The sequence below is a fragment of the Lactiplantibacillus paraplantarum genome, from assembly GCF_003641145.1.
GTDB classification, from domain to species: Bacteria; Bacillota; Bacilli; order Lactobacillales; family Lactobacillaceae; genus Lactiplantibacillus; species Lactiplantibacillus paraplantarum.
Window position 1 is genome coordinate 1 of record NZ_CP032745.1, and the last position, 13,068, is coordinate 13,068.

The following is a 13,068-nucleotide window of genomic DNA, read 5'->3' on the forward strand; positions in this document are numbered from 1 at the left end:
TAGTTAAAGCAGATTAAGTTACCCCAGTGGGCGGCTTAATCTGTTTTTTGTTTGATTAAGCCTAAAGGGAGAAGTGCTTCATGTTTGTTGAAACCTGTTAAGCTAATCCCAATTAAAAATTAAATAAACAAAAAATCCCCGTGGGGTCTAGGCCACGGGAACTCTGTAACCATTACGATTGAGTTAATTGTACTCGTGCCAGTTACGTTTGGCAAGAATGCAGTTTGATGAATTTGACCGCCCTAAGAGCCAAGTTGGGGTTTAAATACCAAGTAGCCACGTTAACTGGAGCGATTGCTTAAAAATCTAGTGTTTGAACGTTTAATTTTAATACATAAAAATGATGACTAAGAACGCTACGGCGTTCTTTTTTAGTAGGGGGTGACCAGCATGGTAGCGATGGAAACAGCACAACAAGCGATTGATTTGATTCTGCATCAAGGGTTACGGGAAACTAAAGCCCGGCATAGTAACGTCTTGAAGTTAGAAAAAACGGTTCCGGGGCAACAAAATAAGCAAGGTGCGATTGCCATGTATCGCAGTAAAGCCCAAATGGCGAAAAGCTGGGGGACGATTTATACCTCCAAAGAAGCCGTCTATGATAATTATGCGACCAGCACGCATTGGACGCCCAATGTTTTTAACTACCTCACCTATACAGACACGGCTAAGCATTATGTAAAAGGGCTAAGGAACAAAATTTAAGTCAGCTCAATACGTTAGTGGTTGACGTTGACTACGGTGATGCTGAGGAGCGCAAGCAAAGTTTGCCGAGGTTTGGGACACGGCTATGTTGACGTACAGTTTATGCCAACGTTAATTTTGGCGACCCAAAGGGCTATCATATCTACTATGTCTTTGATAAGCCGGTTTTTGTGCGCCGGCATGCTAATGGAAAATTGCCGGCAGTACGTGCGGCTAAAGCTATTGCTAAGTCGTTAAAGCAATACTACGCGCAAAAATTACCAGCGGTCGATGTGACTTGCAACAGCTTTGGTATTTTCAGAGTCCCGCGGCCAGACAATATTGAATACTTTGAGCCTAAAATGACGGTTGACTTCCAAGCTTTAATGACTTGGAGTATTAATTTTGCGAATGACCAGCACCAAATTAAGCTCCAAAATACTCAACGGTCTTTTTATGCTCGGCGGACTAGTCGCCAGATTGACCAACCTTGGTTTCAAGCCTTAATTAACCAAACGGACATTGATCAAAACGTGGGCTATGGTCGGCACAATACCATCTTCACACTGGCTTTAGCTTGCTATGCCTCAAATGTCTCGCAAGCCCAGTGCTTTGATATTTTGGACGAATTTAACAGCAATCTTAACCACCCGCTGGCGACACAGCACGTTCAAAAAGTAATTAATGATGCTTATTCAGGTCAGTTCCATGCGGCCAGCCGTGAATATGTGAATGCGTTGCTAGAAACTTGGGTTCCCGATGCTGACAGGCGGGTTTATTTGCAGCGTTCACAAACAACCTGGTATAAGTATGCGAAGCCGCGTTCAGAACGCGTTAACAGTCACGTTCATGAATGGCAAGCTGATTTGTTGGCCTATTTTAACAAAACCATTTCTCAGGACAATAATTGGTTTACCAAAACATCTTTACGTCACATTTCTAAAGGATTAAATATTTGCTTAGGTAGTCTAACCAAGGCCCTGAAAGATCTAATTGATCAAGGCTTAGTTTATCGTGAAAAAGGCAGTGGTCGGCAAGCAACGAAGTTTGCGACTCGTAGTAGTTTGTTACAACATGCGATGAGGTTACAACGCCAACAGCGATTAAACTATTGGCTAACGGTGGCTCGGTTATTAGAACCCTCAGAAGAACTAGTGGCACTACAACAATTGAGTCTTGATGATCGCCAAGATCATTACCGCAATGCCCAATTGAGCTTGCTAGATACGGGTTAAAATTTAGTGTTCTAAAATGCCATTACGTATTTATAGTTCTGCACAAGGGTTTCTTGGTTGGGGACTGAATAGGTATGCTGGGCGTTAGCTGGGCTAGACTAGGGTGTTGTTTAGTTATTAGTCGTCCCGTCGCCTCCAAACCGTTTAGAACTAGCTCCTCACGTGAGACGCATGATCGCGATTTAAGCTACTCCGCCTAGGCGGGTTTTAAGCCGGGAATATTCGGCCAATACTAGTTAAGGCTGGTGAGTAGTGTTGCTCGCTTTTGATGAGCAGTAGTTAAGCTAACTGTAAATCGAAAGTGAGAGGGGTTTGGTTATGACAACGTTTTTTCAGTGGTTAGTGGTACTAGCGTCCGGTTATCAAGTGCCCGAAGCATTGCTTAATAATAACCAATTAGGAGATAAGATTCTTAATTGGGGCGGCAGTTCTTTAGGAGAGCAGGGTGATGGAGTTGTTAAGTTTTATCTATCATGGCATGCTGTCTTGCACACGGATATTTTAGCGGTTCAGAAGATTATTGGGACGGTCAATGAGTGGATCTTATTAGGCCTGTATCACACGGCTCAGGCTTTAGAGAGTGTGTTCATGGCGATTTTAAAACTGTTTGGCTTTTTTGCTAATTTTAATGTTGGTGAGATGGGGACCCTTTATAAGACCATCGTATTATTAGGATTTGCGCTTTTAACTGTTGGGTTAGGTTACTTGCTGGTTGAGAATATTTTTCGGGCTAAGACGAAACTACATGAAGTGATTACGAACTTGGTGGTGGTGATTGCAATCTTAGTAATGTTGCCGTTTGGGACTAACTTGTTTAGTCAATTCGTGACGGCCGGTGCCCAAGATATTGTTGGTAATAATGGCAGTGGTGTAACCAGCATTGCGGTCCAACCGGTTCAGAATAATATTGTCGATTCAGTAGCCCTAGCCAAAAAAGGGTTTGACGTTAATCCGGCGAAATTAGATGGTCAAATGGCCAAATATAACGGGATTAATGCGGACAACATTGGTTATTTGGACCTTTCAGAAGTTATTGCGTCGGATAATTTGAAAACGAATGCGATTCCTAAGGGTGTTGATAATGTCTTTAAGCATCGGGTAAAAATGGGGGCGGAAACGAATCAATATACGGTTGAGGACGCTACCTTGCCAAGTAAGCAAAGTCAGTTACCCAAGGCTTTTGAGTCGGTTTATCCACGTTATACTGGCCATTTCGTTATCGCCGATTTACAACTCTTATTGCTTGCTTGTATGTTTGGGTTAATTGCTTTTCGAGTTGGCAAATCTTGGTTTGAAATTTTGATGCTCAATGCCTCAGCGCCGCTGATGGGGTTTCAAGATTTACGTACCAATCAACGGTTAAAAGAAGTCATGCAAGCAATCCAAGGCTCGTTTATCGGGATATTCGCTGAAATGATTGGCTTACGGCTGTTTCTAATTGCCTTAGATTATCTGGGGTCAGCCGATAATCCGGGCGTGGCTTTTCTAAAACAATATCCAAATTCGGCGTTGCCGATTGGTTTTTTCTTAGTACTTATGTATCTGTCTTGTTTTGTGGCGTTTATGTCCGGAGTTAGTCTGATTGAACGTTGGACGGGGGTACCTCAGTCCAAAAATGGCACCGCATTAGGTGCTCTGATGGGTCTCGGACTGGGTCTAACTGGAGTTAAGGCAGGGGCTAAAGGCGTTAAGGCTGGAGTTAAGGGAATTAGCATGGCCCGGGAAGGCATGAAAGGGTCTTATCAGAAAATGGTTGATGGTTTGACTGGTGAGGCTTCCGCTCTGCCTGATCCAACTAAAGCGACACAAGCTAAAGACCAGCAACAGACGAATCCAACCACTGGTCAGCCAACAATGGATCGCGCCGATCAGGGTGATCAACCAAAAAGCAATCAGCAACCAACCAACGAAGAAACGGAGACGAGTGCCGAGGCTGGTAAATCCGTAAAGGCCGATCCGTCTTCTCAAGCTGACCCTGATAGCACCAAGACTGCAACGGGCGATGGTTCTGGTAAGGAAGTGCCACCGATGCCTGACCCAACTGTAAAGGCTGATCAGGAACCAGATAAGGATTCAGATGAGAAATTGCCAGATCCGACAGCTGGTGTCACGACTGACAAAAACATTAATCAAAAACCAGCGAAAGCAATCGGCGCCAATGCTAATGGTAACTTACCTGATCCGACAACTGAGGAAGCCCCAACCGATGAGGCTGGTACGGCAACTGCTAAAGAAACTGAGGCTAGTCCGGAGGGAACTTTGCCAGATCCGACAGCTGGTGTCACTACTGACAAAGGAACTAATCAAGGGCCAGCTAAAGCAACCGACACCAATGTTAACGGGACCTTACCTGATCCGACAACTGAGGAAGCCCCAACCGATAAGGCTGGTACGGCAACTGCTAAAGAGACTGAGGCTAGTCTTGAGGGAACCATATCAAACCCAACTGTAGAGGGGACTGTTCCTAGCAATTATGATCAACAATTTGATCAGGGTGCACCGACAGTTGGGGCAGAGTTTAATTCAGCGGATCGTCCAGAAGGCTTAACCCGTGAAGATGGTGCTAGCGAGCCAATGTCACGACCAGCACATGGTGATCAAGCAAACAAAGGCGTTATTCCGGAAGGTGTCATTTCGGACTATGAGGAGGATGAGCGAGAGGTCTTTGAGCGTCCCGTTGATGATCAACCTGAATGGCCGGTTGATGATCAACCCGGGTCGGTGAATGATGCCGCTCCAGTTGACCGTACCACTACACAGCCGCAAAGCTCGCACGAGGTAAAGTCAGCATCAGGTAGGCAACCGGTAATGGCCAGTGGGCCCAAGCGTTCAGCGGGTAAGACCTTAACCAAGGCTGGTACAGTGTTAACGACTGTTGCCCGTGAACAGGGTGGGGATAAGCAAAGTATGGTTAACTTACCCGAAATTAAGATTGATGACTCGATTTACTAGGGTTGCAATTATCAGAGGAAGGACGTATTATAACAATTGTTAATGGCTTACCGGCTATTAATGGTGGTAGGTAACCTACCTCGCAAACAAATCAACCTGTATTCAACTAGGCTAGTGATGGTGAGTACCATCACGGTCTTGGTTAGCGCGTCCCTTACCGGGGGCGCGCTTTTTTTGTGCGCTTATTTGGGTCGTCAAGGTAGTAGTGCACCCATGATCAAAGCACTAGGTAAGCTAAGGCTATTCAAGAAAGGAGCGAGGTTGATGAATCAGAATAATATGCCCAATGTCGGGGTGACGCCGGACGTGAAGGCCCGTATGAAGGTCTTCTTGTTTTACGTCGCCGATATTGTCTTAGTGCTCGTTTGGTGTGGGGTGGCGATGATTATCGCTAACTTAGTGTTTCCAGACAGTCGAGCTGGGATTAATTGGCTGTTTCAAGGAATTAATCTGGTTTTTGCGGTTTGGTTAGTCATCACACCGTATCACAACCCAGGTAAGAAAAATTACCAGTTAGTGATTAATGATCTGCTAATGGGTGGTCACTATTACCACAGCTATTCGTATTACGAGTTTGATTCACTCAGTGCGTTATTAACGATTGGAGGGTTAAAACAAAATGCGCAAAACAAGCAACGGCGCGGTTAAACCGATTACCCCGTTAGGGCAGGCGCGCCAAGTTGAGCAAGCCCAAGTGAAACCGAGTAAACAATTTAAAAAATGGCGCAGTGTGGAACAACTGCTTGGTTACAAAGGCTTTACCAATGATGACCACCACTATTTAGTTTTGGCGCATGATTGGGGCTACGCCGAAATTTGCCGGATTCCCGGGGTAGGACTAACGGCACTGCCAGATAATATGTTAAGTCAACCGACACAAGAGTTTACCGAATTTTTACAACGTTATGATCCTGATTGGAGCTTTATTGCGACCCAATTTCCAGCGACCACCGCGCAACAACAGCTGAGTTTGAACCATGATTATTTAAAAGTTGAACAAGCCCTAGTCAATTGTCATGACGATCAACAACGGCAAATGTTAACGACGCGGTTACGGTATATCAATGAAAGCTTACAAATTGCGACGGCGGTTGAGAAAACCTTGAAAAGCCAAGAATATTTAGCCTTGATTTTTGGGGACACCCCAGCGGAGTTGACCGAACGAGTGGCGACGTTGTTTCAACGACAAGGCCATTATTTGCGGTTTGAACCGTTAGGCTTGGATCGAAAAATTAAGTTTTTATACAGTCTCAATAATATGAACGACAAGAAAATATAAAGGAGGCCTGGAGGCCATGTTAACTAGACGTAGAGTTAAACAATTACAAGCCGCGGGCTATGATTTGGCACTGTTAGCGCATACCCAGCCGCAGGGAAATGTGGATACGACTTTAGATAGTCACCTCGTCTTTGGCGGCAGTTGTGTGGCGTGCTTGCACGTTTTTAAGTTTCCCAAAGAACGCTTAGCCTATTTTTGGTTACGCAAGTTTATGAAATATGATTTTACGGTGACGTCGATTAGTTTAGGTACTGAGGATCAACGAAAGATTCGCAAAGCCTTACAAAAATCAGTGGCGGAAACCAGCTCACAGGCCCGCGATCTAAATGCCAAGCCGATTGCGCGTATGGAAGCCGACGAGGCCAATCAAAAACAAGCCGCGTTGTTGCGGGATTTGTTACACGCTGAAAAGATGAAGCGGTTAAGCATTCGTGTCTTTGTCTATGCCGATAATGAAACCCAATTGCGGCAACGGCTAACCAAGATTACTGATGATATGCCCGATGATTTTGGGGTGCGGGTTTTCTATGGTGAACAAGAAGCAGAGTTTAGAAGCTTATATGTGCCGGCCGAAAAGCAAAGTTTATTGGATAATCACCGGCAAGGCACGCCAGTAGCTGCGAGTGTCATTGGTCATGGGTTTCCGTTCAATCATATCGAACTTGATGATCCCCACGGGGTGTACTTGGGTTGTTCGAAGACCCAAGGAAAAATCATGCTGGATCCCTTTTATGTCGGGCAAAACCGCTTAACTTCGTTTTTCATGGAAGCGGGACGCCCTGGTTCTGGTAAATCCGTGTTAGCTAAAATGTTGAATGACATCGCCTTTGCCCGCGGGGGTTTTACCCGGACTTTTGATGTCGCTAACGAGTACGCTAAGCAATGTCGCTCCCAAGGGGGGCTTGTGATTTCACTAGACGGCAGTGAGAATCGAATTAACCCGTTTGAAATTTTTCCAACGGCCACGACGAAAGACGGCCAAGCGATTGATGAAATTGGGTCGTTTAATCACCATATCGAAAAGATCAGTAGTATGGCTTGTTTACAGAATCTGGACTTGACCAATGATGATCGGATTCGGTTGCAAAATCTCACCACAGAATTTTATATCATGCAAAAGATGTGGGTGGCCAATCCTTCTGAAAATCGCAATAAATTGTACGCGATTGGGTTACCCCATGATCAATACCCGACTTTAGGGGAATTTGTGGTCTATTTACGGCAAGTTCAAGATAATTATCAAATTACGCGGCGGCCGGACGTTGAAATTACATCAATTAACCGGATTGTGAACACCTTTGAGAATATGATGACGAAAGACGGTGACATTTTCAATGGTATTACCACAATTCCAGATTTTTCTAAGATTAAAGCGGTGGTCTTTGATTGTTCAGGTTTGAAAAATAATGGTTCAGCGACCTTTAACGCGCAAGTCTATTCAGCTTTGAGTTTATTATCGGCTGACATTATCAATAACGGGAAAAAGTATCGCACCCTGTATAACAACCACGCAGTGGCGTTAGAAGATGTGCCCTACTACTGGTTGAATATTGATGAATTTCAGAATTACGCCAAGCCAGAGTTTGCGGAAGGGGTGGCCTGGTTGACGAACCTGATGGAAGAAATGCGGAAGAATTTTTGCGGCTTGAACCTAGTGATGCCAACGATCAAGGAAATGTTGGGTGATAGCAAAAGTATCGTGCCGAGTGAGCGGTATCAAAAGTATGATACGGCGATGAAAAAGATGTTTGGGTTATTTACTTATCCCATTTTCTTTCGGTTGACCGCTGATGATTTACCCCGGTTACAACAAGCTTTTGGTAAAGCAATCACACCGGAAGAACTGGCCACGGTGGCCCAGTTAGGTGAGCATGAATGTTTTATGCACATTGAAGGCAATGGCAACTATGTCTTTACGGTGCAGGCTTCACCAGCCATGCTAGATCGTTATGATGGCGGGGTGGGCTAAATATGAAAAGGCAACCCAAGTCAGACAAGCCAACCCGGGCGCAACGCAAGGCGTTACGGCAACAGGCCCGGCAAGCCCGGATTGTGGAACTGAAACGGTTAAGTCAAACCCAAAACCCGCTGCAAATTCAGGATAAGTTAATTTTACCAATAGGGTTAATTTTTGCATTGGTGGTGGTGATTTTGGTAATGAGGTGGTGGCTCGGATAAATGCAAAAGAAAGTTATTATGGCCAGTCTAGGTTTGGGCGTGCCACTCCTCTTGATCAGCTGTCTGTTACTACTCATTACATTTATTGCCAGTAGTGATGATGACAATGATTGTGCGGTGACCACTGAGACTAGCAGTAATGTGGTGACCAGCGCTGATATGAATAAGAATGCTAAGACGATTTATCAGTTCTTACGGACGAACAAAGATGTTAAAGCGACCCCACAAGCTGCAGCCGGCATTTTGGGTGTTTGGCAGTTTGAGTCACAATTAAATCCGAGCGTTAAGAATACGGGCGGTTCGGGGGCTACGGGCCTCGCCCAGTGGATGAGTAATCGCTACGATAACCTCATGAGCTTTGCGGCTAAAAATAATAAAAAATGGAACTTCTTAGATGCCCAATTGAATTTTATGGTCTACGAGATGGCGCATAGCTATCAAGGTGCGAAACATATTTTTAAGGAAACCAGCGCGCACCAAGCCGCGTATGATTGGTTGATGGAATATGAGGGTATGCGCAATAATCCCGAGCAGTGGTTCTTGGAGAAGGGACCGTCAGGGCAACTAGGGCGGTATCCATTAGCGGATCATTGGCTGGCCAAATTAGGTGATACTGATCCGGGCACGAGTGATGGGTTAGCGACCGCTAGTGATGACACAACTGGGAGTAGTTGTGACGCGACTAGTGAGAATGATGGTGATATTCTCAAAACAGCCAAGGGTTGGTTAGGGTATTTCTATTATGTCCAGACGCACCCGAGTTCAGATTTGGGGAAAGACTTAAAGAATCCTAATAAATCCGGTGGTACCGACTGTTCAGGATTTGTGTGGCTCGTGCTAAATAAAGCGGGTTATAAAGTGCCCGCTAATATGGGCTGGTTTACTGGCACGATGGCGAGCGATGCCACTGGGCCGCACCATTATTTGAAAGCCATTGATAAAAATGAAGCGAAAGCGGGCGATATTGTGATTGTGAACCAGGGTGAAGGTAGTGGAAATAACGGCCATACGGCCATTCTAACGGAAGACTGGCATGGCAATCGGACCCGGATTATCGAATCTGGGGGTACTGGTAAAAGCATTAATATTGCGCAGTTTGGGACGGCGTTTAGTAGTCTCTTATCGGGCGAGACCACGTTTGCCCGGGCGATCAAAGCGAAGTAAAGGAGTTAGGATATGGAACGCAAAACAGTTATCATCGTATTTTTGGGCTTAGTTGCGGCTGGCGCATTAATTTGGGGTGGTCATGAGTACCGACAGGTGCAAGCTAAGACCGCTGAAATTAGTCAGGTTAAGCGCCAAAGGGCGGCCTTATTAAAGTCGCAGGCCCACTTAAAAGGCACCGTCTTGGCGGCCAACCAAGCCAAACAGGCGGCGGTTAAGGCCCAAGAGCGAGTTAAAAACAATAGTGCCGATAATCAGACGGTTCAAACTATTAACGCAACCATGGTGGCAAATATTACGACGGTGTTTAATGGTTTATATAATTATAATCAAGACACTTACCAACAGCGGCAAGGGAAAGTTAAGCAATGGTTAGCGCCCAAGTTAAACCAACAGTATTTTGGCGGCAAGAGCCAATTATATGGTGATGGGAGCCAAGTCACCTCAAAACTAACGCAATTACGGGTTTACCGCCAGGCAGTTAGTGGCGCTCAGTTAAAGGTCTTAGTGGTTGCGAAGTATAAGAGCAAATACGCTAATGCTAAAACTTGGAACGCCGGGACAAGTGTTTATGAAGTCACCTATGACGGTGCTAAGCAGCAGGTTACGGCCATTGATAGTTTAATCAGCAAGACGGATTAAGGACTAGAAAGAAATAAAACAATCTACCAAAAGACTCAAAATAAAAAGAAAATTTTAAAGGAGAGCATAACATTTACTAGTAAACAATTTAATGGTGGAACTGTACGTTATGACCTAATTAAGCCGATTCAGTCTGATTTAATTAGTGATCATAAATTCATAGGGTATATTGTTTCAGAACAGATTGCTGTTACGACTAATAAAGTTAAAACACTGTTAGTACAGCGGATTACCAAAAATCAAGGGATAGTAACCTTTGATTCTGAAAATGAATCTGGTATCAAGATTGCTGGTATTGATAAATGAGTATTAGTATTGACGTCTTATTAAAGAAGTGATAAATTAAAGTCGCGAACAAGAACGTATGTTCTTGTTCGCGATGTGTACAACCTACAGCTGGAATTTAAGAACCTATTTTGAATTTTTGTTGATGTGTGGGCATCAAAAAAGAGAGCTTGGGAATCACTGGTCCTGGATTACCAGTCCGGGCTTTAGCATGATTCGACGTAAGAAGCATAACTTGTCTATGTTTCCTACTTGCTCTCTTATGTTACTACTAAGTTTCAGCAGCAACGGTGTTAAGTTTAGCATAAAATGAGCAGAAAATAGGCCTTTTTGGTCGATTTTCTTTAGACTATTTGAAGTCGTCGCGGTATAACGTTGCGGTTGCAAGGTTTAAAGACTAAATTTTTTTGTTAGTTATGTTATTCTGGCGCTGACTGAGGAAATAGTAGATACATGAGGGAACAACTGGGAAACCAGTTGTTCCCTTTTTTGTTGCCTTCACATGAGCTTTAAAAATAAGGAGGGCCAGTAAATGGAGCGAAAAGATATTACCCAACAAGTGGTGGAGACACCTAGTGACCAAGCTTTATCAACGGATTTAACCCAAATTACGACGGAGATTAAGAGTTATCAGTCAATTGCAGGCCAGTCAATTTTTGAAATTGGTCGCCGATTGAAGTGGGTTAAAGAAAATGACTTAGCGCATGGTGAGTATGAGAAATGGTTGAAATCAGTAGGTGTTGACAAGACTTTTGCAAATAGAGCAGTGAAAATAGTTGATGGATTAGGAGAATCAAATGTTGCGATGTCGCAACATTTGGGAGTGGAAGCCCTATATCAAATTGCCACATTGCCCGAAGAAGAACGCCAAAAGTTGCATCGCTTGGAGTCAGGTGAGGAAAAGACCCCTGATGAAATGACTGTTCGTGAATTGCGTGAACTAAAAAAGCAGTTAAAAGCTAAAGACGACCAACACGCCGCAGAACAAGCAGCTTTAAAAGATAAGTATGAAGCTCGATTACAACGGATTAAGGCTGAAGGGATTCGTGAAGTGGAAATTCCAGTACCGATAGTGCCTGATGATTACGAAGATCTAAAGAAGCAGACTAAGCTTTTAGCGACTAAAAATCAGCTGCTAGAAGAAGTTAATGCCGAAGGTGATCGCGAGATTGAAGCCCTTAGGGAAGAACGCGATCAATACGCGGAAACCAGTGAAAAATATGAACAGATGACTAAGAAAATCGAACAATTGAAGCACCAACAAACGTTGTTAATGGCCAACAACGAGTTAAATCGGCAATTTAATCAACTGGTTCAGGCCGCCATTGACGCGGCTGATCGGTTAAGTGAAGTGGTCGAGCGCAGTGACTTTACCAAGATTGATGCCTATGACAATGCCATTCTAGCCTTATTACGGTTAAAAGATAAGATGGCGCATAACGTGCAACGGTTAGAAGCCGGACTTGAACAAAATCCTTGGAGTGAAGAACAATGATGGCTAAAACGATCCATTTAGGGGATTGGGTGACATACAAACCGCGGGCTACGAATGGGAACACTAAAGTGTCAGAAGCGCCACAAGTGGGCCAGCTAATCGAACAACATTTGGAAAATGGCACGACTGTAAATATTGTGCATAATGCGAAAGGCCAAAATGATTGGACCTTAGCTAAGCACTGCCAATTAGTGAAACGGGGGACGTTATAAGATGAGTCAGTACGGTATTTTAGATACAACTGCCGGGGATTTAGTTCAAGGAAAAGTATTTGCCACGCGAGGATTAGCCCAACAATGGTTGTTGGCCAACTTTCCTAGTTTGGTTGATACGGAAAACAACCGTGGCCATTATTTGGGTGGTCAACGCCAAAGCTTACGCGTCTTAACCCACCCGTTACGGATTGTTAGATTGGGGGCAATTGAGGAATGAAAGTTGCTTTAACGGTTCAACTTATTAAACTAGATCGGCTATCAGAACCACTGGTGGTGCAATATGATAGTGCGTTAAACCAGTCAATTAAATTGAAGCCCAATGATGTTGTATTAATTGGGTGTCCCAGTAATGATGCGATTCAAATTGGGATTGTTAAGCAAGTGCCAGTGACTACTGATGCGTTAACTAGTCGGCGACCGACCGTCGTTGGCCGTATTGAATGGCCCGTTAAACCGTTAAAAAAATTAGTCGCCCAATTTAAATTGGAACAACTAATGGAGGGGCAAGTATGACTAACAAGCACTGGTTGTTGAAAGGTTTATCAGTTAGTTTAGTCCTCGTGATGGTCGGTATAGTGAGCTGGTTTTATTGGCAACCCGAGCGTTTAATTCGGCCCAGTCAAACGCCGACTGTCACGCAAGTTGTGCGGCAACGGTTAGCGAAAAAGACCCCGGCGGTGTTGCTATTTTACCAACCGGGGTGTCGGGATTGTCGCCAAATTGCGCCACAAGTGTTGCGCAGTGAGCTCAAGAACTATTTTAGTGGGACGCTACAAATCGTCAATATTAATACCCAAAAGGCTGAAAATCGACGGTACTTAACGCAATTTAAAGTCACCCAAACGCCCGCTTTAATCCGCTACGATCACGGTCAAGTCACTCGGTATCAAGGAACGAACTTAACCAAAATTAAACACTTATTGACTGCAAATTAACCCT

The 13,068-nt window shown here is 44.4% G+C and carries 14 protein-coding genes; all 14 read left to right on the forward strand.

The annotated features are described in order from the left end of the window. Positions 1-390: 390 nt before the first annotated feature. Positions 391-705, forward strand: coding sequence for a hypothetical protein (locus LP667_RS17170; RefSeq protein ID WP_244926175.1), 315 nt, complete (start codon positions 391-393; stop codon positions 703-705). Between the two features lie 170 nt (positions 706-875). After that, on the forward strand, positions 876-1,919 hold the full coding sequence (locus tag LP667_RS15335) for a primase C-terminal domain-containing protein (protein ID WP_244926176.1): 1,044 nt from the start codon (positions 876-878) through the stop codon (positions 1,917-1,919). Between the two features lie 318 nt (positions 1,920-2,237). Further along, complete coding sequence (locus LP667_RS15340) at positions 2,238-4,871, forward strand: pLS20_p028 family conjugation system transmembrane protein (RefSeq protein WP_056988514.1); 2,634 nt, start codon at positions 2,238-2,240, stop codon at positions 4,869-4,871. A gap of 264 nt (positions 4,872-5,135) precedes the next feature. Beyond that, positions 5,136-5,519: a DUF5592 family protein gene (locus LP667_RS15345; protein ID WP_041161906.1), complete on the forward strand. Its 384-nt coding sequence runs from the start codon at positions 5,136-5,138 to the stop codon at positions 5,517-5,519. Next, positions 5,491-6,150 carry a hypothetical protein gene (locus LP667_RS15350; protein ID WP_016526753.1) on the forward strand — a complete coding sequence of 220 codons (660 nt, stop codon included), beginning with the start codon at positions 5,491-5,493 and terminating at the stop codon, positions 6,148-6,150. The genes LP667_RS15345 and LP667_RS15350 overlap by 29 nt, the downstream gene beginning before the upstream one ends. Before the next feature lie 16 nt (positions 6,151-6,166). Further along, the gene (locus LP667_RS15355; protein ID WP_056988515.1) at positions 6,167-8,119 is read left to right on the forward strand and encodes a hypothetical protein; all 1,953 of its coding nucleotides are present in this window, start codon (positions 6,167-6,169) and stop codon (positions 8,117-8,119) included. 2 nt (positions 8,120-8,121) lie between these two features. Next, a complete protein-coding gene (locus tag LP667_RS15360; RefSeq protein ID WP_041161907.1) occupies positions 8,122-8,328 on the forward strand; it encodes a hypothetical protein in 207 nt (68 codons plus the stop codon). Beyond that, entirely contained in the window at positions 8,329-9,492 is a 1,164-nt protein-coding gene (locus LP667_RS15365; RefSeq protein ID WP_056988516.1) for a phage tail tip lysozyme, read from the forward strand. A 12-nt stretch (positions 9,493-9,504) separates the two neighbouring features. Further along, positions 9,505-10,134: a hypothetical protein gene (locus LP667_RS15370; RefSeq protein WP_056988517.1), complete on the forward strand. Its 630-nt coding sequence runs from the start codon at positions 9,505-9,507 to the stop codon at positions 10,132-10,134. Positions 10,135-10,951: 817 nt separating this feature from the next. Beyond that, on the forward strand, positions 10,952-11,914 hold the full coding sequence (locus LP667_RS15375) for a DUF3102 domain-containing protein (protein ID WP_056988518.1): 963 nt from the start codon (positions 10,952-10,954) through the stop codon (positions 11,912-11,914). After that, a complete protein-coding gene (locus LP667_RS15380) occupies positions 11,911-12,126 on the forward strand; it encodes a hypothetical protein (RefSeq protein WP_056988519.1) in 216 nt (71 codons plus the stop codon). The genes LP667_RS15375 and LP667_RS15380 overlap by 4 nt, the downstream gene beginning before the upstream one ends. 1 nt (position 12,127) lies before the next feature. Continuing rightward, positions 12,128-12,346 (forward strand): hypothetical protein, encoded by a 219-nt coding sequence (locus tag LP667_RS15385; RefSeq protein ID WP_016526759.1) that lies wholly within the window; start codon positions 12,128-12,130, stop codon positions 12,344-12,346. After that, positions 12,343-12,642: a hypothetical protein gene (locus LP667_RS15390; RefSeq protein WP_016526760.1), complete on the forward strand. Its 300-nt coding sequence runs from the start codon at positions 12,343-12,345 to the stop codon at positions 12,640-12,642. Before LP667_RS15385 ends, LP667_RS15390 begins: the two co-directional genes overlap by 4 nt. Beyond that, positions 12,639-13,064, forward strand: a complete 426-nt coding sequence (locus LP667_RS15395) for a thioredoxin family protein (RefSeq protein ID WP_056988520.1) — start codon at positions 12,639-12,641, stop codon at positions 13,062-13,064. Before LP667_RS15390 ends, LP667_RS15395 begins: the two co-directional genes overlap by 4 nt. The last annotated feature ends 4 nt before the right edge of the window (positions 13,065-13,068 follow it).

Coding starts and splice junctions, on each gene's coding strand:
- LP667_RS17170 (WP_244926175.1), top strand. CDS start 391: ATGGTAGCGATGGAAACAGCACAACAAGCGATTGATTTGATTCTGCAT.
- LP667_RS15340 (WP_056988514.1), top strand. CDS start 2,238: ATGACAACGTTTTTTCAGTGGTTAGTGGTACTAGCGTCCGGTTATCAA.
- LP667_RS15345 (WP_041161906.1), top strand. CDS start 5,136: ATGAATCAGAATAATATGCCCAATGTCGGGGTGACGCCGGACGTGAAG.
- LP667_RS15350 (WP_016526753.1), top strand. CDS start 5,491: ATGCGCAAAACAAGCAACGGCGCGGTTAAACCGATTACCCCGTTAGGG.
- LP667_RS15355 (WP_056988515.1), top strand. CDS start 6,167: ATGTTAACTAGACGTAGAGTTAAACAATTACAAGCCGCGGGCTATGAT.
- LP667_RS15360 (WP_041161907.1), top strand. CDS start 8,122: ATGAAAAGGCAACCCAAGTCAGACAAGCCAACCCGGGCGCAACGCAAG.
- LP667_RS15365 (WP_056988516.1), top strand. CDS start 8,329: ATGCAAAAGAAAGTTATTATGGCCAGTCTAGGTTTGGGCGTGCCACTC.
- LP667_RS15370 (WP_056988517.1), top strand. CDS start 9,505: ATGGAACGCAAAACAGTTATCATCGTATTTTTGGGCTTAGTTGCGGCT.
- LP667_RS15375 (WP_056988518.1), top strand. CDS start 10,952: ATGGAGCGAAAAGATATTACCCAACAAGTGGTGGAGACACCTAGTGAC.
- LP667_RS15380 (WP_056988519.1), top strand. CDS start 11,911: ATGATGGCTAAAACGATCCATTTAGGGGATTGGGTGACATACAAACCG.
- LP667_RS15385 (WP_016526759.1), top strand. CDS start 12,128: ATGAGTCAGTACGGTATTTTAGATACAACTGCCGGGGATTTAGTTCAA.
- LP667_RS15390 (WP_016526760.1), top strand. CDS start 12,343: ATGAAAGTTGCTTTAACGGTTCAACTTATTAAACTAGATCGGCTATCA.
- LP667_RS15395 (WP_056988520.1), top strand. CDS start 12,639: ATGACTAACAAGCACTGGTTGTTGAAAGGTTTATCAGTTAGTTTAGTC.